This window comes from Lentzea sp. CA-135723 (assembly GCF_050936595.1).
In the GTDB taxonomy this organism is placed as follows: Bacteria; Actinomycetota; Actinomycetes; order Mycobacteriales; family Pseudonocardiaceae; genus Lentzea.
In genome coordinates, this window is sequence record NZ_JBNJMK010000001.1 from 2,442,845 (window position 1) to 2,463,671 (window position 20,827).

At 70.0% G+C, this 20,827-nt stretch carries 25 protein-coding genes and 1 riboswitch; of the genes, 9 read left to right on the plus strand and 16 right to left on the minus strand.

Annotated features, from left to right (window positions below):
- Positions 1–75 precede the first annotated feature (75 nt).
- Positions 76–897 (plus strand): siderophore-interacting protein, encoded by an 822-nt coding sequence (locus tag ACQEU1_RS10085; RefSeq protein ID WP_433198637.1) that lies wholly within the window; start codon positions 76–78, stop codon positions 895–897.
- On the opposite strand, the gene ACQEU1_RS10090 is transcribed toward ACQEU1_RS10085, so the two are convergent.
- The 5 genes from ACQEU1_RS10090 to ACQEU1_RS10110 are packed head-to-tail and all read right to left on the minus strand — an operon-like array spanning position 883 to position 5,515.
- Complete coding sequence (locus ACQEU1_RS10090; protein ID WP_433198639.1) at positions 883–1,488, minus strand: hypothetical protein; 606 nt, start codon at positions 1,486–1,488, stop codon at positions 883–885. The two genes, ACQEU1_RS10085 and ACQEU1_RS10090, sit on opposite strands and share 15 nt — an antisense overlap.
- The gene (locus ACQEU1_RS10095) at positions 1,476–3,026 is read right to left on the minus strand and encodes an amidohydrolase (RefSeq protein ID WP_433198641.1); all 1,551 of its coding nucleotides are present in this window, start codon (positions 3,024–3,026) and stop codon (positions 1,476–1,478) included. Before ACQEU1_RS10095 ends, ACQEU1_RS10090 begins: the two co-directional genes overlap by 13 nt.
- Positions 3,023–3,412 carry an acyl-CoA thioesterase gene (locus ACQEU1_RS10100; protein WP_433198643.1) on the minus strand — a complete coding sequence of 130 codons (390 nt, stop codon included), beginning with the start codon at positions 3,410–3,412 and terminating at the stop codon, positions 3,023–3,025. Before ACQEU1_RS10100 ends, ACQEU1_RS10095 begins: the two co-directional genes overlap by 4 nt.
- On the minus strand, positions 3,409–4,785 hold the full coding sequence (locus ACQEU1_RS10105) for an AMP-binding protein (protein WP_433198645.1): 1,377 nt from the start codon (positions 4,783–4,785) through the stop codon (positions 3,409–3,411). The genes ACQEU1_RS10100 and ACQEU1_RS10105 overlap by 4 nt, the downstream gene beginning before the upstream one ends.
- Complete coding sequence (locus tag ACQEU1_RS10110) at positions 4,778–5,515, minus strand: enoyl-CoA hydratase/isomerase family protein (protein WP_433198647.1); 738 nt, start codon at positions 5,513–5,515, stop codon at positions 4,778–4,780. The genes ACQEU1_RS10105 and ACQEU1_RS10110 overlap by 8 nt, the downstream gene beginning before the upstream one ends.
- Before the next feature lie 73 nt (positions 5,516–5,588).
- Between ACQEU1_RS10110 and ACQEU1_RS10115 the strand changes: the two genes are divergently transcribed.
- The 3 genes from ACQEU1_RS10115 (at position 5,589) to ACQEU1_RS10125 (ending at position 9,605) form a co-directional block, all read left to right on the plus strand.
- Complete coding sequence (locus ACQEU1_RS10115) at positions 5,589–6,158, plus strand: TetR/AcrR family transcriptional regulator (protein ID WP_433198649.1); 570 nt, start codon at positions 5,589–5,591, stop codon at positions 6,156–6,158.
- Positions 6,157–6,362, plus strand: a riboswitch (cobalamin riboswitch). Its footprint overlaps the gene before it by 2 nt.
- Before the next feature lie 107 nt (positions 6,363–6,469).
- Positions 6,470–8,695 carry a 5-methyltetrahydropteroyltriglutamate--homocysteine S-methyltransferase gene (gene metE / locus ACQEU1_RS10120; RefSeq protein WP_433198651.1) on the plus strand — a complete coding sequence of 742 codons (2,226 nt, stop codon included), beginning with the start codon at positions 6,470–6,472 and terminating at the stop codon, positions 8,693–8,695.
- Between the two features lie 160 nt (positions 8,696–8,855).
- Positions 8,856–9,605, plus strand: coding sequence for an NPP1 family protein (locus tag ACQEU1_RS10125; RefSeq protein ID WP_433198653.1), 750 nt, complete (start codon positions 8,856–8,858; stop codon positions 9,603–9,605).
- A 1-nt stretch (position 9,606) separates the two neighbouring features.
- On the opposite strand, the gene ACQEU1_RS10130 is transcribed toward ACQEU1_RS10125, so the two are convergent.
- Complete coding sequence (locus tag ACQEU1_RS10130; RefSeq protein WP_394620467.1) at positions 9,607–10,278, minus strand: TetR/AcrR family transcriptional regulator; 672 nt, start codon at positions 10,276–10,278, stop codon at positions 9,607–9,609.
- Between the two features lie 93 nt (positions 10,279–10,371).
- Between ACQEU1_RS10130 and ACQEU1_RS10135 the strand changes: the two genes are divergently transcribed.
- Positions 10,372–11,097, plus strand: a complete 726-nt coding sequence (locus ACQEU1_RS10135) for an SDR family oxidoreductase (RefSeq protein ID WP_433198655.1) — start codon at positions 10,372–10,374, stop codon at positions 11,095–11,097.
- The gene (locus ACQEU1_RS10140; RefSeq protein WP_433198657.1) at positions 11,097–11,969 is read left to right on the plus strand and encodes an SDR family NAD(P)-dependent oxidoreductase; all 873 of its coding nucleotides are present in this window, start codon (positions 11,097–11,099) and stop codon (positions 11,967–11,969) included. The genes ACQEU1_RS10135 and ACQEU1_RS10140 overlap by 1 nt, the downstream gene beginning before the upstream one ends.
- On the opposite strand, the gene ACQEU1_RS10145 is transcribed toward ACQEU1_RS10140, so the two are convergent.
- The 5 genes from ACQEU1_RS10145 to ACQEU1_RS10165 form a co-directional block, all read right to left on the minus strand.
- Positions 11,966–12,685 carry a polysaccharide deacetylase family protein gene (locus ACQEU1_RS10145; protein ID WP_433198659.1) on the minus strand — a complete coding sequence of 240 codons (720 nt, stop codon included), beginning with the start codon at positions 12,683–12,685 and terminating at the stop codon, positions 11,966–11,968. The two genes, ACQEU1_RS10140 and ACQEU1_RS10145, sit on opposite strands and share 4 nt — an antisense overlap.
- Before the next feature lie 102 nt (positions 12,686–12,787).
- A complete protein-coding gene (locus ACQEU1_RS10150) occupies positions 12,788–13,135 on the minus strand; it encodes an MOSC domain-containing protein (protein ID WP_433198661.1) in 348 nt (115 codons plus the stop codon).
- Between the two features lie 122 nt (positions 13,136–13,257).
- Positions 13,258–13,755 carry a peptide-methionine (S)-S-oxide reductase MsrA gene (msrA, locus tag ACQEU1_RS10155; protein WP_433198663.1) on the minus strand — a complete coding sequence of 166 codons (498 nt, stop codon included), beginning with the start codon at positions 13,753–13,755 and terminating at the stop codon, positions 13,258–13,260.
- Between the two features lie 25 nt (positions 13,756–13,780).
- On the minus strand, positions 13,781–14,920 hold the full coding sequence (locus ACQEU1_RS10160) for an AI-2E family transporter (protein WP_433198665.1): 1,140 nt from the start codon (positions 14,918–14,920) through the stop codon (positions 13,781–13,783).
- Positions 14,921–14,972: 52 nt separating this feature from the next.
- Entirely contained in the window at positions 14,973–15,368 is a 396-nt protein-coding gene (locus ACQEU1_RS10165) for a nuclear transport factor 2 family protein (RefSeq protein WP_433198667.1), read from the minus strand.
- Positions 15,369–15,454: 86 nt separating this feature from the next.
- Here ACQEU1_RS10165 and ACQEU1_RS10170 point away from each other — a divergent pair, with 86 nt between their 5' ends.
- On the plus strand, positions 15,455–15,823 hold the full coding sequence (locus ACQEU1_RS10170) for a winged helix-turn-helix transcriptional regulator (RefSeq protein WP_433198669.1): 369 nt from the start codon (positions 15,455–15,457) through the stop codon (positions 15,821–15,823).
- Here ACQEU1_RS10170 and ACQEU1_RS10175 read toward each other — a convergent pair.
- Positions 15,820–16,728: an NAD-dependent epimerase/dehydratase family protein gene (locus ACQEU1_RS10175; RefSeq protein WP_433198671.1), complete on the minus strand. Its 909-nt coding sequence runs from the start codon at positions 16,726–16,728 to the stop codon at positions 15,820–15,822. The genes ACQEU1_RS10170 and ACQEU1_RS10175 overlap by 4 nt on opposite strands.
- A 58-nt stretch (positions 16,729–16,786) precedes the next feature.
- Here ACQEU1_RS10175 and ACQEU1_RS10180 point away from each other — a divergent pair, with 58 nt between their 5' ends.
- Positions 16,787–17,332, plus strand: coding sequence for a TetR/AcrR family transcriptional regulator (locus ACQEU1_RS10180; RefSeq protein WP_433198673.1), 546 nt, complete (start codon positions 16,787–16,789; stop codon positions 17,330–17,332).
- Here the strand turns inward: ACQEU1_RS10180 and ACQEU1_RS10185 are convergent.
- Positions 17,298–18,476, minus strand: a complete 1,179-nt coding sequence (locus tag ACQEU1_RS10185) for an FAD-dependent oxidoreductase (protein ID WP_433198675.1) — start codon at positions 18,474–18,476, stop codon at positions 17,298–17,300. The genes ACQEU1_RS10180 and ACQEU1_RS10185 overlap by 35 nt on opposite strands.
- A 15-nt stretch (positions 18,477–18,491) precedes the next feature.
- Entirely contained in the window at positions 18,492–19,250 is a 759-nt protein-coding gene (locus ACQEU1_RS10190) for a DUF4142 domain-containing protein (RefSeq protein WP_433198677.1), read from the minus strand.
- A 95-nt stretch (positions 19,251–19,345) separates the two neighbouring features.
- On the opposite strand from ACQEU1_RS10190, the gene ACQEU1_RS10195 reads away from it, so the two are divergent.
- A complete protein-coding gene (locus tag ACQEU1_RS10195) occupies positions 19,346–19,834 on the plus strand; it encodes a MarR family winged helix-turn-helix transcriptional regulator (protein WP_433198679.1) in 489 nt (162 codons plus the stop codon).
- Here the strand turns inward: ACQEU1_RS10195 and ACQEU1_RS10200 are convergent.
- Positions 19,781–20,338, minus strand: coding sequence for a TetR/AcrR family transcriptional regulator (locus ACQEU1_RS10200; RefSeq protein ID WP_433198681.1), 558 nt, complete (start codon positions 20,336–20,338; stop codon positions 19,781–19,783). The genes ACQEU1_RS10195 and ACQEU1_RS10200 overlap by 54 nt on opposite strands.
- A gap of 9 nt (positions 20,339–20,347) precedes the next feature.
- Positions 20,348–20,776: an SRPBCC domain-containing protein gene (locus tag ACQEU1_RS10205; protein ID WP_433198683.1), complete on the minus strand. Its 429-nt coding sequence runs from the start codon at positions 20,774–20,776 to the stop codon at positions 20,348–20,350.
- Between the last annotated feature and the right edge of the window lie 51 nt (positions 20,777–20,827).

Here is a 20,827-nt window from a genome sequence, read left to right on the forward strand (position 1 = left end):
CCGCAGTGTGCGGCATCGATGACGATCTCGCCCAATGGGTTTAGGTAAGCCTAACCAAAGGTGTACGTTGCACGCATGTCGCGCTACTCCGCCTTCGAGAGGTTCACCTTCAAGGCCGCCAGCAAGGCCGCCGAGATGGTGATGGCCCCCGCGAACCGCCGCGAGGTCTTCGACCAGTTCGTCATGACCGTCACGACCGTGACCGAGCTCAGCGAACACATGCGCCGGATCACCTTCCACGCGCCGGAGTTCTCCTCGTTCGCGGTGACCGGCCCCGACGAGTACTTCGGCCTCCTGATGGCGACCGGCCGCGACCTCGTCATGCCGCCCGACGACCGCATCAACGTCCGCACCTCCCTGCGCGCCATGCCCGAGGACACCCGCCCCGACCTGCGCTGGTACACGGTCCGCGCGCACCGGCCGGAGGCAGCCGAGATCGACGTGGACTTCGTGGTGCACGGCGACGCGGGGCCGGGGACGAGGTGGGCCCGCCGCGCGATCGCGGGCGACCAGGCGGGCTTCCGCGCGGGCGGCTCGGCCTACCGCCCACCAGCCGAGGGCGCGGTGCTGCTCGCCGCGGACGAGACGGCGCTGCCCGCGCTCGCCGCGATCCTGGAGGTGGAGACGCGGCCGCTGCACGTGTTCGCCGAGGTGCCGGACGAGTCGTACCGGGTCGACCTCGACGTGGAGTGGGTGTACCGCGGCGACGGCGAGCCGGGATCGGCCGTGCTGAAGGCGATCCAGGACAAGGCTCTGTCCACTGTGGAGTACGCGTGGGCGTGCGGGGAGTCGGCGCTCGCCACCGGGGTGCGGCGGCACCTGGTGAAGGAGCGCGGGGTGGACCGGAAGGCGATCATGTTCAGCGGCTACTGGAAGGTCGGGTCAGCGCGCGTGTGACACGCCGCTGAGCCGCAGCGTCCGTTCCACCACCGGGTCCGTCGGTGCCACGCCGTAGCGGTGTTCGTAGACGGCGACCACGATGCGTTCGAGGTCGTCGGCGGCCGCCGGGGTCTGGTCCACGTAGTCGGCGGCCATCAGCAGCATCGGGTAGCCGGCGCTGCCCTGCGGTGGCAGGTAGCCGTTGACCGGCAGCAGGACGGCGCCCAGGCGGCGGTAGAAGGTGATGCGGCGGTGGCGGATCCGTTCCTCCGCCGCGTCGATGCCGTGCTGGGCCGGGTCTTCGACGTCGTAGACGATGCGGGTGTGGCCCGCGCTCGTCATGGCGGTGCGCAGGTGGGTCCAGAGGTGTTCGCCGAGGCCTTTGCCCTTCTCCCCCACGGTGAAGTAGCGCAGGTAGACCCAGCCGGTGTCGCCGAGGACGCGGAGTACGGCCAGGCCCAGCGGTTTGCGGTCCACCAGGACCAGGGCGGTGTCGGCCAGGAGGTTGTCGAAGGGCGCGCGGAGGTGGGGTTCGAAGCCGTCGAGGTAGATCTGTTCGACGGCGGTCAGGTCGGCCGGGGTCAGGGTCGACGCGGCTACGAGCTCCACCGGAACCGGCCTCCCACCATCGTGCGCAGCACTTGGATCTCGTTGATGCGGTCGGTTGTCGCCGGGTTGCCGGAGAGGACGACGAGGTCTGCCAGCTTGCCGGCGGACAGCGTGCCCTTGAGGTGTTCCTGCTTGCTGGCGTAGGCGGAGCCGGAGGTGAAGGCGCGCAACGCTTCCAGGCCCGTGACGGCTTCGGCCGGGGTGAACGGCGCGCCGGACGACGTGAGCTGGTTGACCATGTCGTGCATGCCCAGCAACGGCGCTCCGCTCACCACCGGGCGGTCGGAGCTGCCGGGGACGACCAGGCCGGCGTCGAGCAGGGAACGCTGGCGGTAGGCCCACGCCGCACGGCCGGGGCCCAGCGCGCGGAGCATGCCGTCGCCGATCTCGTTCACGAAACGGCCCTGCGGCACGGGGATCACGCCCAGCTCGAAGGCGCGCCGCACCTGGTCGGGGCGGGAGACGCCGAAGTGTTCGACGCGGTGGCGGACGTCCGGGCGCGGGTGCGACCGCTGGGCTTCGTCGTAGGCATCGAGGACCAGGTCGATGGCGGCGTCGCCGATGGCGTGGGTGGCGACGCGCCAGCCTGCTCGGTGGGCGGCGATGATCTGCGCTCGCAACGTCTCCGCGTCGCCCTGGAGGTAACCGTGGTTGCCGGGGGTGTCGGCGAAGTCGTGGCACATCGCGGCGGTGTGGCCGATCAGCGAGCCGTCGGAGAAGATCTTGGTCGGGCCGATGCGCAGCCAGTCGTCGCCGAAGCCGGTGCGCAGGCCCAGGTCCAGGCCGAGGCCCAGTTCGGTGATCTCGTGCAACGCGTCCGCGGCGACCATGAGCTCGACCCGGACGTGCAGCCTGCCCTGTTCGCGGGCACGGTGGTAGGCCTCCAGCTCGACCGGGGACTTGCCGATCCAGCCGCCGCCGATGCCCGCCTCGACGCAGCTCGTCACGCCCTCGCTCAGGTACACGCGGCCCGCCCGGTCGATCGCGTCCACCAGCGTGTCGACGGGGTACGGCAGGACCAGCGGGTTCACCAGCTGCTGGGCCTGCTCCTGCAGCAGGCCGGTCTCGGTGTCCACCACTCCGCCGGTGACCTCGACGGTCTGGCCGGCGATGCCCAGTGCTGCCAGGACGGGCGTGTTGACCACGCACATGTGGCCGGACGTGTGCTTGATCCACACCTTGCGGCCGCGGGCCACGCGGTCCAGGCCTTCGCGGGTGGGGTGGCCGCCGCACTTGTTCTGGTCGTAGCCGAAGCCGACGACCCACTCGCCGTCCGGCGCGGCCTCCACCGCCGCGTACAAAGCGTCCAGGCTCGTCACCCGGCAGTCCACTTCGGACAGTGTGAGGCCGAACCACGCCATGTGGTTGTGCGCGTCGTGGAAGCCCGGCGTGACGACGGCGCCGCCGAGGTCGACCACCTCGCGGGCCGGGACCTCCTCCAGAGCCACGATCCGGTCACCCAGGACGGCGAGCGCGGACGCCGGGCCGTCGAGCGTCACGAACTCGGCGTTCGTGAGCAGCAGGTCTGCCTTGATCATGAGAGCCCTTCGAAGGCCATGCGGTACCAGTCGCTCCACGCCGCGGGACGGCCGTCGGCGCCCACCTTGACGATCACGCGGTAGCCGGAGGCGTAGCGACCGCAGCGGAAGCCGTAGCGGGCGCTGGTGGTGCCGATGCGGTCCGCGGTGATCTCCACCGGTAACACGCCGGGGGCGGTGAAGGCCGCGTTGAACTCGATGTGCAGCTCCTTCACCACGTAGTTCAGGTCGGGGTCGCGGTCGGCGTAGGTGGACCAGCCGAAGCCCATCGACTCGAACAACGCCGACTGGGCGCGTTCGACGTGCAGGGCGAAGCGCGAGTTGTGCAGTGTGCCGTTGAGATCCAGCTCGTCGAAGTAGACAGGGCTCTCGAAGTGGAAGCTCACCGCAGCTGCTCCTTGGCGACGCGTTCGGAAGGGGTGCGCGGTAGATCCTCGCGGAACTCCCAGTACCGCGGAACCTTGAACGACGCCAGCCTTTCCGCGCAGAACTCGGCGAGCTCCTGACCAGTGACCTCCCCGACCACGAACGCCTTCACCTCCTCACCGCGGATGTCGTCCGGCACGCCGACCACGGCCGCGAGACGCACGGAGGGGTGCGCCATCAGGACTTCCTCGACCTCGTGCGCCGCCACGTTCTCGCCGCTGCGCCGGATCATGTCCTTGCTGCGGCCCAGGTGGTAGACGCGGCCGTCCTCCATCCTGGCGAGGTCGCCGGTGCGGAACCAGCCGTCGACGAACGGCGAGGGCAGGCCTAGGTAGCCGTCCATCATCCCGGGGCCGCGCAACCACAGCTCGCCGTCGACGATCTTGGCCTCGCGGTGCGGGGCGGGCAGGCCGAGACAGCCGGTGCCGACGAACCTGTCGTGGTCGTCAGCGGTGATCCGCAGGTCCGCGCCGGTCTCGGTCATGCCGAACGCCTCGAACCAGCCGACACCCCACCGTTGCTCCAGCTCGGCGTGCAACGCGGGCGGGATCGCCGACGCCTCGATGACCCGCACGGAATGCTCGCGGTCCAACGGATCCGGCGGCATGCGCAGCAGCAACGCCGGCATCGCGCCGAGGCAGTAGAAGTAGGTCACGCCGTGCTCGCGCACCTTCGCCCAGAACGACGACGGGTGAAAGCCGTCCAGCACCACGAGACGCGCGCCGGCGAGCAACGCGGCGACGACGTTCCACTGCGGGTCGACGTAGTGGAACGGTTGCGCGGTCAGCATCACGTCGTCGGACGAGAGGTTCGGGAAGTAGTCGACCAGGCTGCCGGCGAGCGTCAGCCAGTAGGAGTGCGACAGCACGCACGCCTTCGGTTTCCCGCTGGTGCCCGAGGTGAACTGGAGGCTGACCGGCGCGGACACCGGCCCCTGCACGAAACCCTCGACGGGGTCCAGCGCCTCGACGTAGTGCACGACCTGCGTGGCGAGCAACGGCCGGAACTCCTCGGTGCTCACCACCGCGGCCACCTCGGCGGTCCGCAGCACGTGCCCGGCGTCGGCCGACCGGTACTTGACGTTCAGCGGCACGGCCGTCGCCCCGAGCTTGACCAGCGCGAACCAGACCAGCGGGAACTCCGGCACGTTGCGGAGCACGATCGCGACCCGGTCCCCAGCTCGGATCCCCCTGTCCCGCAACGCCTGCGCGTACCCGTTAGACAGCGCGTCGATCTCCGCGAACGTGAACGAGCTTCCCGGGTCGAACGTCCACGCGATCTTGTCCGGCCACCTGACCGCGGCCGTGCGCAGCGCCGAGATGAGGTCAGCCACGGCCGAACTCCTCGCGCGGCGCCTCGTTCTCCCCGGACAGGCTGGTCAGGATCGCGTGATCGACCTCGGTCGCGAGGGCGGCCTCCATCGACGCGTCCGCACCGAGATCCAGCACGCGCTTGGCCAGTGACACCGCGATCGGCGGACGCGAAGCCAGTTCGGCGGCCAGTTCCAGCGCCGTCTTCTCGTGGTCGGACGTGACCCGGTTGACCAGCCCCAGCTCGTGCGCACGCGCGGCCGAAACCCGTTCCCCCAGCAGCAAGAGCTCCTTGGCGCGCGGCAACCCGACCATCCGCGGCAGCAACGCCGAGATCCCGCCGGTCACGCTCAACCCCACGCTGACCTCGGGAAACCCGAACTGGGCGTCCTCGTGCGCCACCACCAGGTCGCACCCCAGCGCGAACTCGCAGCCAGCCCCGAGCGCGTACCCGTGCACCGCCGCGATCACGACGCCGGGGAAGTCCCGCACGGCCCGCGTCACGTCCTGGATGCGTTCCAGCCGGGCCCGCGTCTGCGGCACGGTCTCGGCCGGCACCGGCTCCTTGAGGTCGTGCCCGGCGCAGAACGCCCGCCCGCGCCCGGCCAGCACGACGACCCGAGCCTCCGCACGGGCCCGCGCGAACGCCGCCAGCAGGTCGTCCACCAGTGCCGGGACCACGGCGTTCAGCCGATCCGGACGGTTCAGGCGCACCACGGCCACACCCTCGTGGCACGCGTAGTCGACGGTCATCGCTCCCCTTCGATCGATCGATCGGGCCTCACGCTAGAGTCGTGCCGAACAGCCGGTCAAGAGGAGGCAGCCGATGACGACGGAGGAACGGGTCCGCGAGGCCGCCGTGCGGTTGTTCGCCGAACGCGGCTTCCACGGCACCGGCATCCGCGACCTCGCCCAGGCCGCCGGGCTCTCGTCCGCGACGCTCTACCACTACATGGGCACCAAGGAAGACCTGCTGGTCAGCATCATGCGCACCAGCCTCACCGACCTGATCACCCAGGCCGAAGCGATCGCCGAGGGTGAGCCCGACGAGACGACCCGGATCGTCTCGCTGGTCGAGATGCACGTCCGCGCGCACGCCGAGAAGCCGCGCGAGACCGCGGTCGTGGACGGCGAGATGCGGGCGCTCACGGGCGAACGGCGTGCGGAGATCGTGGCGTTGCGCGACCGCTACGAGCAGGTGTGGCAGGACGCGATCGCCGACGGCGTCAAGGCCGGACGGCTGAAGGTCACCGAACCGAGCGTCGCGCGGCTCGCGTTGCTGGAGATGTGCAGCGGGGTGTCGCGGTGGTACTCGCCGGACGGCCCGCTGGGGTTGAGGGATCTCACCATCCAGTACGGCTCCATGGCACTGGGCATGCTGGGCGCGGCCCGCTAGTGTCGATCTCGCCAGCGGTTCACCCGGGCTCGTCCCGGGTGGAGCAAAAGGGAACCCGGTGCGAGTCCGGGACTGCCCCGCAGCGGTGAGTGGGAACGAAAGCCGTCAACACAGCACTGGGTCTCACGACCTGGGAAGCGACGGCCGGTAGGAACGTGCGTCAAGCCCACGAGTCCGAAGACCTGCCGCAGGTGCGCGCGCCACCCGGTGCGCGCTGCTCCGGAGCCTCTCGGGCGGGCTGACGGGCAGGCTTCGTGCTGCCTCGCGTCGAGCGACTCCGGTGCTTCCGCACGCTCGCGAGGAGAGAGCCTGTGACCATCGGCAGCACCGTGTTCGGCTACCCACGGATCGGCCCGAAGCGCGAGCTCAAGCGCGCCGTCGAGCAGTACTGGTCCGGCAAGATCGACGAAGCCGCACTGGAACAGACCGCACGAGAACTGCGCGCCCGGACGTGGGCCGAACTGTCCGAACTGGACTCGATCCCGTCGAACACGTTCTCGTTCTACGACCAGGTACTCGACACCACCCAGCTGTTCGGCGCCGTCCCCCAGCGGTTCCGCGACCTCGGACTGTCCGAACTGGACACCTACTTCGCGGCGGCCCGCGGCCGGGACGGCGCTGCGGCACTCGAACTGACCAAGTGGTTCGACACCAACTACCACTACCTGGTGCCGGAACTGGGCCCGGACACCGAGTTCCGGCTGGCCGGTGACAAGCCGATCGCCGAGTACCGCGAGGCCCTCGGCCTCGGCGTCCCGACCAGGCCGGTGCTGCTCGGCCCGGTCACCTACCTGCTGCTGGCCAAGAGCACGGTCCCCGGCTTCGAGCCGATCGCGTTGCTCGACGGCCTGGTGGAGGCCTACGTCGAGCTGCTCGGCAGGTTGCGCGTCGAGGGCGTCGAGTGGGTGCAGATCGACGAACCGGCGTTCGCCGCGGACCGCTCCCCCGCCGAGCTCGACGCGCTGCGCCGCGCCTACCGGACGTTGGGTGGCCTGCCGGGACGGCCGAAGCTGCTGGTCACCGGCTACTACGGCGACCTCGGCGAGGCGTTCGGGATCCTGGCGGAGTCGCAGGTCGAGGCGATCGGCGTCGACCTCGTCAGCGCGCCGGACGCGTCGGTCACCGTCCCGGCGATGCGCGACAAGATCCTCGTCGCCGGCCTGGTCGACGGCCGCAACGTCTGGCGCGCCGACCTGCACGCCGCGCTGGCGAAAGCCGCGTCACTGCTGGGTTCCGCGCGCGAGGTCGTCGTCTCGTCGTCCTCCACGCTGCTGCACGTGCCGTACGACTTGGAGGCGGAGACGCTCGACCCGGACGTGCGGGCACGGCTGGCGTTCGCGCGGCAGAAGGTCCGCGAGATCGTGCTGCTGGGCCAGGCCCTGCGCACCGGCGCCGACGGCGCCTGGGCCGACGAGGCCAGGCGCGACCTCCCGCAGCCGCGCCGCGACGACGACGTCCGGGCGCGCGTCGAGTCGCTCAAGCCAGAACACCGCAGCCGCGCGCCGTACCCGGAACGTGCCGCGGCCCAGCAGGAACGGCTCGGCCTGCCGCCGCTCGCGACCACGACGATCGGCTCGTTCCCGCAGACCGGCGACATCCGCAGGGCGCGTGCCGCGGTCCGCAGGGCCGAGATCACCGAGGACGAGTACGGGCAGCGGATGCGGGACGAGATCGCCCGCGTGATCGACCTGCAGGAGGACATCGGCCTGGACGTGCTGGTGCACGGCGAACCCGAGCGCAACGACATGGTCCAGTACTTCGCCGAGCACCTGGAAGGCTTTACCGGCACGGAGTTCGGCTGGGTCCAGTCGTACGGCTCGCGGTGCGTGCGGCCGCCGATCATCCACGGCGACGTCTCCCGCCCGGAGCCGATGACCGTCGCGTGGAGCACCTACGCGCAGTCGCTGACGGCCAAGCCGGTCAAGGGCATGCTGACCGGTCCGGTCACGATCCTCGCGTGGTCGTTCGTGCGCGACGACCAGCCGCTCGCCGACACCGCGGCCCAGGTCGCGCTGGCGTTGCGGGACGAGATCCGCGACCTGGAGGCGGCCGGCATCCGGATCATCCAGGTCGACGAACCGGCGTTGCGCGAGCTGCTTCCGTTGCGGCACAAGGACCAGGCGGCGTACCTGGAGTGGTCGGTCGGCGCGTTCCGGCTCGCCACCGCGGGTGCCGCGACGGGCACGCAGGTCCACACGCACCTCTGCTACTCGGAGTTCGGCGAGGTGATCGGCGCGATCTCCGACCTCGACGCCGACGTCACGACGATCGAGGCGGCCCGGTCCAAGATGGAGATCCTGGAGGGCCTGGACTTCCCGCGCGGCATCGGTCCCGGCGTCTACGACATCCACTCGCCGCTGGTGCCGGCCGAGGACGACGTCGTCGCGCTGATCACCGAGGCGGTCCGGGCCGTGCCAGGTGAACGTTTGTGGATCAACCCCGACTGCGGCCTGAAGACGCGTGGTTACGCCGAAGTGGAGCCCGCGTTGCGGAACCTGGTCGCCGCGGCCAACCGGGTGCGCGCCGACCTGCGGTAACGCTCTGAGCAGCCCTGGGACGTGATCGATTCCGTTCCAGGGCTGTGAATTTCCCGGTACGGCAAAGATTTGGCGAAGTACCTAGACGTGAAGGTGGTTCATATACCACCGTCTGCCTCGCAAGCCTCTCACGCTCCCCCTGCATCCCCGGAGGCCTCTGTTGAGGAACAAGCTCCTGTCCGCGCTCGCCGGTGCCCTGCTGCTCACCGCACTGGTGCCCGGCGTCGCGTTCGCCGCCCCGCCCCAGGCCATCCCCGCCAACTACGCGGAGGCCGACGGCAAGTGGCAGCCGGCGTTCGACTACGACGGCGACGGCTGCTACCCCACGCCGGCGATCTCGCCCAACGGTGACATCGCGCCCGGCCTGAAGAACTCGGGCCAGCTGTGGGGTGACTGCCACGACAAGGCAGACCTGGACAACACCAACTCCTACAGCCGTTCCAAGTGCAACAACGGCTGGTGCGCCTACCTGTACGACCTGTACTTCGAGAAGGACCAGGCCGTTCCGTTCCTGGACTGCTGCGGCCACCGCCACGACATCGAGCACGTGGTCGTGTGGGTGCAGAACGACGTGGCGCAGTTCGTCGCGACCTCGGAGCACGGCAAGTACAAGGTGCACCCGCGCGCGAACGTGCAGTGGGAAGGCACCCACCCGAAGATCATTTACCACAAGGACGGTGCCAGCACGCACTGCTTCCGGCTCGCGAACTCGGGCGAGCAGGCGGAGAACCACTACGGGGTCTACCAGTACCCCGACCTGGTGAGCTGGGACCGCTTCCCGGCCGGGGTGCGCGACAAGCTCGTGAACGCGAACTTCGGCAGCGCGTCCCTGGCGATCAAGGACAGCGCGTTCAACTACAACCTGAGCATCTCGAAGCCGGCGGGCATCCCGTTCGACCCGAACGCCTAGGTCATTTCGCGACGCGGTCGAGCCACTCGGCCAAGAGGACCCGCTCCGCTGGAGACAGCATCTGGGGCGGGTCCTCCTGCATCGCCGTCCGCAACGCGATCGCCCGGCTCGGGATGTCCGTCGACTCCTCGGGCGCGGCGTCCGTCGTGATCGCCCCGATCACCTTCTCCTGCGTGAACGCGATCAGGCTCAGGTCCCGTTCCGCCTCCGGCGTCGCGATCAGCGCCAGCACGACGCCCATGCCCGCCGCGTGCACGAACTGCGCCGCCTGCTCGACGGGGACCGCCAGCCGGCCCGCCGACGCGATGCGGCTGATGATCTCGCGGAGCATCGCGTCCGCCTCCAGCCGCGCCTCCCGCTTGCGCGGCTCGCCGTACATCAGCAGGTAGAACGCCGGCATGGCGAGACCGAAGCCGATGTGCAGCTCCATGCCGCGCTTCAGGTCGCCCACCGGGTCACCGGTCGCCCCCATCGCGTGCTTCGACGCCAGGTAGTCGGCGAACCCGTACCCCGCGACCGCGTCGAGCAGCCCGTCCTTGTCCCCGAACAGCCGGTACAGCGTGGGCGCCTGCACGCCGGCCGCGGCCGCCACCGCGCGCGTGGAGACCGCTTCCTTGCCACCCTCGATCAGCAGGTCGGCGGCGGCCTTCACCAGACGCTCTCTCGTGTCCATGTAACGACGATAACACAGCAGCGGTAGCGCTGATTCGATATCAGTGCTACGGTCTATCCCATAACAGCGGAAACACCAGCTAGGAGCACTGACATGACTCGCGTTGCGATCGTCACCGGCGGATCCAGGGGCATCGGGCGGGCAGCCGCCGAACGCCTCGCCGCCGACGGACAGGCCGTCGTCATCGTGTACGCCGGCAACAAGACCGCCGCCGACGAGGTCGTCGACGGCATCAGGGCCAAGGGCGGTCAGGCCGTCGCCCAGCAGGGTGACGTCGGCGACGAGGACGCCATGGCCGCCGCGTTCCAGCTGGCCGAGGACACGTTCGGCGGCGTGGACGTCGTGGTGAACTCGGCGGGCATCATGCCGCTCGGCACCGTCGCGGACATGGACCTCGACACGTTCGACAAGATCATGCGCACCAACGCCCGCGGCACGTTCATCATCGGCCAGCAGGCCGCCCGCCGGCTCCGCGACGGTGGCGCGATCATCAACATCTCGTCATCGGTCGTGGGCCTGCGCTTCCCGCAGTACGGCGCCTACGCGATGTCGAAGGGCGGCGTCGAGGCGCTGACCCTGATCCTCGCCCGCGAGCTGCGCGGCCGCGACATCACCGTGAACACCGTCGCCCCCGGCCCCACGGCCACCGACCTGTTCCTGAACGGCAAGGACCAGGCCACGATCGACACCCTCGCGAAGCAGCCGCCCCTGGAGCGCCTGGGCCAGGGCGAGGACATCGCCGAGGTCATCTCCTTCCTGGCCGGCCCCGCCCGGTGGGTCAACGGCCAGACCATTCGTGCGAACGGAGGCATCATCTGATGGGCAAGGTCATCGTCGTCACGGGAGCGTCCAGCGGTTTCGGCGCGCTGGCGGTCCGCAAGCTCGCCCTCGCGGGCCACACCGTCTACGCGGGCATGCGCGACACCGCTGGCCGCAACGCAACCGCCGTCTCGGATCTCGGGGCGTTCGGCGTGGACAACAAGGCCGACGTGCACGCCGTCGAGCTCGACGTGCAGTCGCAGGAGTCCGCCGACGCCGCGATCGGCTCGATCATCCTGGAACAGGGCAGGCTCGACGTCGTCGTGCACAACGCGGGCCACATGGTCACCGGCCCCGCCGAGGCCTTCACCCCTGACCAGTACGCCGACCTCTACGACATCAACGTCCTGGGCACCCAGCGCGTGAACCGCGCGGCACTCCCCCACCTGCGCGGCCGGCACTCCGGCCACGTCGTCTGGGTCGGCTCCAGCTCGACGCGCGGCGGCACACCCCCGTACCTCGCGCCGTACTTCGCCGCCAAGGCCGCGATGGACGCCGTCGCCGTCTCGTACCGAGCCGAACTGCTGCGCTTCGGCATCGAGACCACGATCGTCGTCCCCGGCGCCTTCACCCACGGCACCAACCACTTCGCGCACAGCGGCTCCCCGTCCGACACCTCGCGCGCCGCCGAGTACGAGGAGTTCTACCCCGGCCTGATGGACCAGGTAGGAGCCCGTCTCGCCGAACTGGAGCCGTCGTGGGCGGACGTGACCGCCGTGGCCGACGCGATCGTGGCCGTGGTGGACGCCCCGAAGCCCCCGTTCCGGGTGCACGTGGACCCGTCCCAGGACGGCGCGGAGGTCGTGAACGCGGTGGCCGACCGCGTCCGCAGCGAGTTCCTGCGCCGCGTCGAGCTGGCGGACCTGATCTAACGGTTGGTGAGGAGCGCGGACACCGTGAGGAACCGGTACCCGCGCTCCTTGAGGCCGGTGATGATCGGCTTGAGGGCCTGCCGCGTCTGGTCCCGCGCCGCGTACATGGGGTGCAGCAGGATGATCGAGCCGGGCTTCACCTCTCGCAGCGCCTGCTGGGCGATCTCCTGTGCGCTCGGGCTGCCCTCGGAGTCGGGCTCCACGTCCCACATGACCGTCGTCCGGTCGTGCTGCTCCAGGTACCGGGGCAACGCGAACAGCTTCTTGCCGTTGGGCGGCCGGAAGTTGATGGCCCCCTGGTACCCGGTCCTGCGGATCTCCGCGTCCGTGTCCTCGATCTCCTTCGCCACGGTCTCGGAGCTGACACCGATCATCCGCTGGTGGTGGTAGGTGTGGTTGCCGATCTCGTGCCCGGCCTCGGCGATCTGCCGCCCGAGGTCGGGGTGCTGGCTGAGGTCACGGCCCATCAGGAAGAACGTGGCGGGGACGGCCTCGGCCTTCAGCAGGTCCAGCACGGGCCCGGCCCCGGCGGGGTCGGGCCCGTCGTCGAAGGTCAGGGCCACGATCTTGTCGTTGGTCGCGACGCGATCGACGAGGTTGCCGAAGAACTGGTACGTGCGGGAACTGGCGATGTTCCACAGGGAGCCGGCGACGACCAGCAGTAAGGCGAGGCTTACCGCGACGATGATCGTTGGCTTGCGGCGCAACCACTTCATGCGCCCACTATGACCACTGTGGATTTCCCGGTACGCACCACCCCTGCGGCACGCAACCGCAGCCGCCAACGCGAGGCGACCGCAACGCCACAACAGGAACGGTCAGCCCTCGACAAGACCCGCAGGCCCCACCCTCAACACCCCGGAATCCAGCGGCACGCACCGAATCCCGCCCTTCCCCCGCAACCCCCGAAACGCCCCGACCCCGACCACGACGTCCATCCACGCACACGGGTTCGCCGGCCGCCCGACCTCGAACCGAACCGGCCCGTCCCCGCAGTCCAGGCTGAACACGGTCCCCCGAGCCAACGAGTCCACGTCGAACCCGCGCACGACAACATTCCGCCGAGCCACCAGCGGATCCACCGCCCAGGGCTCCAACGACTCGGCCGAGATGAACGTGACCGCCGCGTTCCGGTGCGCGGCCTGGTTGAAGTACCGGTCCCCCACGATCCCGAGCCGGGCCCGCACCTCGACGCAAGACCGCGAAACAGGACCGGAATCGGCTCGAGGGCCGTCCACCGGACGACCCTCGAACGCGTGCACAGCGGCAACGTGCAGACCGACGACCTCTACCTCTCGCCGAGCTGCCATTCCGGCCTCACGTAGTGGCACGTGTAGCCGTTGGGGTAGCGCTCCAGGTAGTCCTGGTGCTCCGGCTCGGCCAGCCAGAAGTCGGACTCCTGCACGACCTCCGTCACGACCTTGCCCGGCCACTTCCCGGAGGCGTCCACGGCCGCGATCGTCTCCTCCGCGACCTTCTTCTGCGCGTCGTCCACGAAGAAGATGGCCGACCGGTAGCTGGCGCCGATGTCGTTGCCCTGCCGGTTGCGGGTCGACGGGTCGTGGATCTGGAAGAAGAACTCCAGGATCTGCCGGTAGCTGAGCTGGGCCGGGTCGAACACCACTTCGAGCGCCTCGGCGTGGGTGCCGTGGTTGCGGTAGGTCGCGTTCGGCGTGCTGGGGTCGCCGGTGTAGCCGACGCGGGTGGAGATGACGCCGGGGTGGCGGCGGAACAGGTCCTGCATGCCCCAGAAACAGCCGCCCGCGAGAACTGCCTTCTCCGTCACAGTGACACTCCCTCTTCTCAGGTCTTCACTCAGGAGAACGTTCGGTCTCCCCAGGTTCATCCCCGTCAGGTTGTGACGTAACCATTACGGACCTGGCTTCGATCACTTCGCCCAGGTAGCGCATGACGACGGCCACGGCCGCGGCCACAGGGACGGAGAAGAACGCGCCCGCGATGCCGTACAACGAGGTACCCGCCGTGACGACGAGCAACACCACGGCGGCGTGCAGGCGGAGGCTGCGGGACTGCAGGATGGGCTGCAGGACGTTGCCCTCGACCTGCTGCACCACGATGACGATCACCAGCATGATGATGGCCGTGGTCAGGCCGTTGCTGACCAGCGCCACCAGCACGGCCAGGGCGCCCGCGATGAACGCGCCGATGATCGGGATGAAGCCGCCGAGGAACGTCAGCGCGGCCAGCGGGATCGCGAGCGGCACGCCGAGGATCACCAGGCCGAGGCCGATGAAGACCGCGTCGATCAGCGACACGATGGCCTGGCTGCGGATGAAGCTGCCGAGCGTGGCCCAGACGCGCTCCAGCACGGTGGTGACGTGGCCGCCCGCGCGTTCGCCGATCAGGCCGCGCAGCCACGGCGTGAAGCGCATGCCGTCCTTGACGAAGAAGAACGCCAGCAGCAGCGCCACCAGGCCGGTGACCACGCCGGACGTCACGGCGCCCGCGCCGGTGATCAGGCCGCCCGCGATCGAGCCGATGCTCGACTTGATCTGGTCGACGCCCTGCGAGATCAGCCGGTCGAGGTCGCTGCCCTTCAGGTTGAAGGGCGGCCCGGAGGCCCAGTCCTGAAGTTGCGTGACGGCCTTCTGCGCGCTCTGCGCGATCTCCGGCACGCCGGAGGCGATCGACGACGAGATCGCCGCGATCACGCCGCCGAGCACGCCGAGGCCGACGACCAGCACGATCGTGGCCGACAACGCCGAGTTCATGCCCTTCGACATCATCCACCGCGCCGGCGGCCACAGCACGGTGGTGATCAGCAGACCGAGCAGCACGGGCATGACGACCACCCACAGCTGCCCGATCAGCCAGAAGATCATCCAGAAGCCGAGGGCGGCCAGTGCCGTCCGCAGACTCCAGCGCGCGAGCCAGCTCACGCCGTGCCCGATGGCCTCACCCTTGTCCGCCCACCTGCGATCCCGTTCCACGACGCACAGTGTGTCGTGATCTAGCCCGTTCGGGTGGCGGGACGCGCCGAATTCATCCCCGGCCCCAGAACGAGTCCTCCTCGGCAGGGTCCGCGGTGAACAGCCGCACCTCGACGACCTTGCCGTCGGCGACGCGCATCAGGTCGACGCCGACGCCGTCCATCTCGGCGCCGGACCGCTTGGCCGTCCACGCCACGGACGCGGCCACGGTGTCGCCGTTCACCATCAACGGGGCGTTGCGCCGCAACGAGAACGTGCCCTCGGACACCTCCATCATCCCGCCGATCATGGCGCCGACGGCCTGGCTGCCGCGGTGCACGCCGGAGAACCGGTTGTCACCGGGCTGGTGCCAGACGACGTCGTCCGCGAACTGGGCGGAGACGGTCGCGAAGTCGCCGGACTCGAGCGCCTCGAAGTAGGTGGTGACGACGGCGAGCGGGGTGGTCATGGGTCTTCTCCAATTTCGTTGGGGTTGACCTATGCTCACGAAAAGTAACCAATTACCTCAACGTAACTAATGGATGGATGTGCGCCATGTCACAGACCATGCCGGACTGGAGTGTGCTCGCGGCGACCTGCCCGTCGCGCACGAGCCTCGCGCGCATCGCGAACAAGTGGACGGCGATGGCGGTCTCGGTGCTGGGCAACGGCCGCACCCGGTTCGGTGACCTCAGGACGCAGCTCGACGGCATCAGCGGCAAGGTGCTCACCGAGACGCTGCGGGACCTCGAACGCGACGGGCTCGTCACCCGGCACGTGTTCGCCGAGGTGCCGCCGCGCGTCGAGTACGAGCTGACGGCACTCGGACTCACGCTGCACGAGCCGCTGCTCGCGCTGTGCCGCTGGGCCGAGGACCACATCGCCGAGGTGCTCACCCACCGCGAGGCGTACGACGCCCGTTAGCGCAGGCTCGCCGCGCACTCCAGCACGGTGTCGCGGGCCGGGCGCGGCGCCCAGCCGAGCATCGACGACGCCTTGTCGTGCGAGTAGGTGTAGCTGCGGCCGAGCATGGGCACCAGCTGCCGCATGTCCTTGGCCACCACCGAGGCCGCGCGCACCACGAAGTCCGGCATCTCCCGCGACGGCGCGTCGAGCGTGCGCGCCACCTCGGACATCCACATGAACTCGCTGACCGCGATGAACCGCTCCCCCGCCGCGTCCGGCGCCGTCATCGCGCGGATGTGCAGGTCCGCGACGTCGCGCACGTCCACGATGTTGAGCCCGATCCGCGGCACGCCCGGCATGCCGCCCATGACGCGTTCGATCACTCGCACGGACCCCATGTTGTCGCGCGTCTGGATCGGCCCGAAGACCGCGCCCGGCAGCACCGTCACCAGCGACGTCTTCTTGCCGCGCATGAACTCCCACGCCGCCTGTTCGGCCAGCAGCTTCGAGCGGCGGTACTCGTCGATCTTCACGCCGGACGGGTCGGTCCACGTCGTCTCGTCGAACGACCCGGTCGAGCCCTCGGGCGGCGTCGCGGCGGCGCACGACGACGTCATCACCACCCGCTCCACGCCCGCCTCGACGGCGAACCTCAGCACGCGCAACGTGCCGTCGCGCGCCGGGCCGATCAGGTCGTCGCCGCCGGTCATGGGCGAGGCGACGTGCAGCACGTGCTGGACGCCCTCCATGGCTTCGGCCCAGCCCTCGTCGGACATCAGGTCGGCCTTCACGACCTCGTACCTCCCCGGCACGGCCGGACGACGCCCGCGCGTGGTCGTGCGCACCTCGTGGCCCTGCTCCAGCAACGCGGCGATGGTCCAGCCGGCCACGAACCCCGTGCCCCCGGTCACCAGGACGGTCATGACTCCTCCAAAGTTTCATTAGCCGTTTGGCTAACGAAACTGACTGTACCATCGCCGCATGACCCGCGCAGCGCAAGCCGAACGCACCCGTGCGACGATCCTCGTCACAGCGCGGAAGCTGTTCGCGTCCCACGGGTACGACGCGACGTCGTTGCAGACGATCGCGGACGAGATGAACGTGACGAAGGCCAACGTCTACTACTACTTCCGCACCAAGTCGGCGATCCTGGAAGCGTTGCTGGACAACAATTTCGCGTTCTTCGAGGTGCTGATCGCGGACGCCGCGAAGATCAGGGGCAAGCGGGCGCGCACCGAGCGGCTGGTCGACGGGTTCGTGGACCAGGTGATCGGCAACCGGGCGTTGTCGCCGCTCGGCCAGACCGATCCGAGCGTGCGCCGCAACGAGCGGATCAACGCCGAGCTCGCGCGCCTGTCCGCCAGGGCGATCGAGCTGGTCTACGGCCCGGAACCGACCGACGACCAGCGGGCCGCGTGGTTCGCCGTCAGCGACGTCGGCCCGGTGATCGCCGCGTTCCCCCACCTGAGCGACGACGAGCTGCGCGAGGTGCTCAGGCGGCTGTGCCTGCGGGTGCTGAAGGTGTGAGCACGCCATCGACGTCCGGGGTCACCGACCCGCGGATCAGGTTGCGCACGACCGGCAGCCCCGAGAGCCGGAACGCCAGGTCCCGCACGGAGATCCGCCACCGCGACGCCGGCGCCATCCAGCCGATGAACCGCCGCCCGAACTCCTGGGTGTGCTCGACGACGGGCTTCATCCGCGCCTGGTAGCGGTCGAACGCCCCGTCGAACCCGGCCGCGAGCTCCTCCGCCAGCACGTGCGCGCCGGTCATCGCGAGCGACGCGCCGTGCCCGGCGAACAACGACACCGCGCCGCACGCGTCCCCGACGAGCACGACCTTGCCGCGATGCCACACCGGAACGTCCACTTGGGACACCTCGTCGTAGTAGACCTCGTTCGGCACCACCGAAAGCAGCTCGGGCGCGACCCAGCCGAGATCGCCGAACCGAGCCCGTAGCCCGGCCGCCGGGTCAGCCGGCAGCTCCGGTGACTCCGACCGGTAGAGCATCAGCGCGGCCGTCGACCCGTCCCGCACGGCGTAGCAGCCGATCATGCGGTGCGGCACGGTCAGCATCTGGTAGCGGTACCCGATCCGCGCGCTCAGCTCCGCGTCCCGCAACGAGAACGCCGCCGTGTGATGCCCGAGGTAGCGCACGAACTCGGAGTCCGGCCCGAACACCAGCTCCCGCACCTTCGAGTGCACCCCGTCCGCCCCCACGACCAGGTCGAACTCGCCGGCCGACCCGTCGGCGAACGTCACCCGCCCGTCGTCCACCGCCGACACCGCGGTGCCACAACGGATCGGCGACCGCAGGTCGTCGCGGACCACCTCGGCCAGGTCGCCGCGCAGCAGGCTGACCACCCCGTCCGCCACGGCCTCGTAGGCCGCCGTGGAGATCTCACCGCGCTTGCGGCCCCGCGAGTCCACGCTGGTCACCGACGAGATCGGCGCCCGCCGCCGTTCCAGCGCCGGCAGCAGGCCCATCCGCCGCGCCACCTCGTGACCGGGACCGAAGAAATCGATCATGTAGCCGCCCGCGCGGAACGAGGGCGCTCTCTCCACCACGAGCACGTCCCACCCCGCGCGTTCCAGCCACCAGGCGGACGTGAGCCCGGCGATCCCCGCTCCGACGATCAACGCACGCTGTTGGGCATTCGACTTAGGCATATGCCCAATCTAGCATCACGGGTGCATCTTCCGACTGCTCCGCCCACTGGTCCAGAACCACAGACCGGCCACGACCAGCGCCAACACGCCCAGCCCGATCGCGCCGTCCGGGATCCCCTGCTCCTGCGGCTGCGCCTGCTGGTACTGCTGCGGCAACGGCGGGATCGACGGCGTGGGCGCGATGGAGGACGGCTGTGCGACGAGCGCGAGCGGGATCGCGTCGGTGTCGGCGAAGTCGACCATCCCGGTCGCTTCGAGCACCGTCATGTGGTCGAGCACGGTGTCCATGCAGACCTTGGCGTAGTCGCGGATCGCGGTGTTGCGCGTGCCGGTGCGCACGGTGGCGAGGAACTTGTAGACCACGCCGTGCGCCGCCCGCAGCCGGTTCGCGAACACGCGGTCGAACTCCTGGCTCTTCGCGGGCGCCGCCTGCATCTCGTTCAGCCAGCCCTGCTGCGCCTCGTTGGGCTGCGTAGGCAGCTGCACCTTCAGCGCGCGGGCGAGCTCGACGGTGCGGCGGTCGAGGTCGGCGTGACCCTCGACGAGGTGCCGGCCGGCCTCCTGCACCTTCGGGTTCGCGGACTTCTCCAGTCCCATCCGCCCGGCGGGCCCCTCCCACAACCCGGCGAGGGTCACCTTCTGCAGCAGGTCGACCCCGGCGGGACCCATCGGCCCGAACTGGGTCTGCACGTAGTCGGGTCCGAGGTTCGGCTGCGCGAACGCGGGCTGCGCGCCCAGCAGCAACGCCAGCACGGCGACGAGGAGTATGCGCATGCCGGGGGTTACGGACAGGCCCCGGCGACCCGACCGTTGCACAGTGCAATGTTTATCGTTTCGTTACCCGCGGCGCGCCCTGTAGAACTAGGCGGGTGAGCGATGCCGACGACCTGACCGACGCGGTGCTCACCGCGTCCCGCCTGCTCGTGGCCGTGTCGGCGCGCTCGCTCGCCGCCGTCGAGGAGACGCTCACGCTGCCGCAGTTCAGGATGGTCGTCCTGCTCGACAGCCGCGGCCCGATGAGCCTGACCGCGCTCGCCGACCTGCTGCGGGTCAACCCGTCCACGGCCAAGCGCATGATCGACCGGCTGATCACGTCCGGCATGGTCGACCGCGCGCCGAACCCCGTCACGAGACGCGAGGTCGTGGTCGTGGTGAGCGACGAGGGCGGCCGGGTCGTGCGCGAGGTGATGGCCCGGCGGCGCGCCGAGATCAGCACGATCGTCGCCCGCATGCCGGAGCACCTGCGGCACGGCCTGGTCGAGGCGCTGACCGCGTTCGCGCAGGCCGGTGGCGAACCGCGCTGGTCAGCCGCCGACGAGGCGCCGCAACGGCCCCGCGACCACGCCGAGGTCGACTGACGGGTCCAGCGCGCGGTGCAGCACGAGCCCGTCCATGGCCGCGCCGAGCAGCAACGCCACCGCGTCCGCATCCGGCACTCCCGAGGACCGCAGCCAGTCGGCGATCCGCGCCCGGAAGTCCGCGACCAGCGCCGACAGGCCGTCGCGCAACGCCGGCAGCCGGTGCGCCGCGAGGAACGCCTCGGCCAGCAGCAACGACTCCGGGTCGGTGCCGGTGAAACGGGCCAGGTCGGCGAAGATCCGTCCGACCCCCTCGGCGGGCGGCACGGCCCGCACCGCGTCCGCCGACTCGGCGAGGATCCGCGTGGCGAACCGCAGGGCCGCCGTCGACAGCAACTCGGACACCGACGAGAAGTGGTAGTGCACGAGAGCCGGGTTGACGCCCGCGCGTTCGGCGACCAGCCGCGTGGTCACCGCACCCCAGCCGACCTCGCCCACCAGCACGGCGGCGGCGTCGATCAGGTGGTCACGGGTGCGGCGGCCGCGGTCGGCTGAGGTGGGCACCCGGTCAACTTAGCTCTCGGCTCGTTTCACGAACGCGTCGAGCACCTCGGCCCAGCCACCGGTGTTGTCGCTGTGCGCCTTCGCCCGCAGCTCCTCGGAACCGGCCAGCGCCGAGAACCCGCTCTCCACGACCTTGAGCCGCACCGCAGAGCCTTCCGGCGCGAGCGTGAACTCGACCAGCGTCGTGTTGTCCTCGGTCAGGTCCTGCCCGCCGAACGCGCTGGCCCACCGGTAGGCCACGTACGTCTGCGGCGTCACCGTCACGACCCGCACCGGGAAGTCGCCGTACTGGTCGTGGTGACACACGGTCGTCTCCCCCGCGACCGCGCTGCCGGACGGCTGGGAGGCCACCCAGAACCCCGGCTCGGTCACCAGTTGCCAGACGCGGTCCAGCGGCGCCTCGATCAGGGTCTCGCGTTCGATCCGGTCCACGCTCACGACTGCTCCTCCGCTCAGGACAACTTGTGCAACCCCAGAGTTGCACATCCC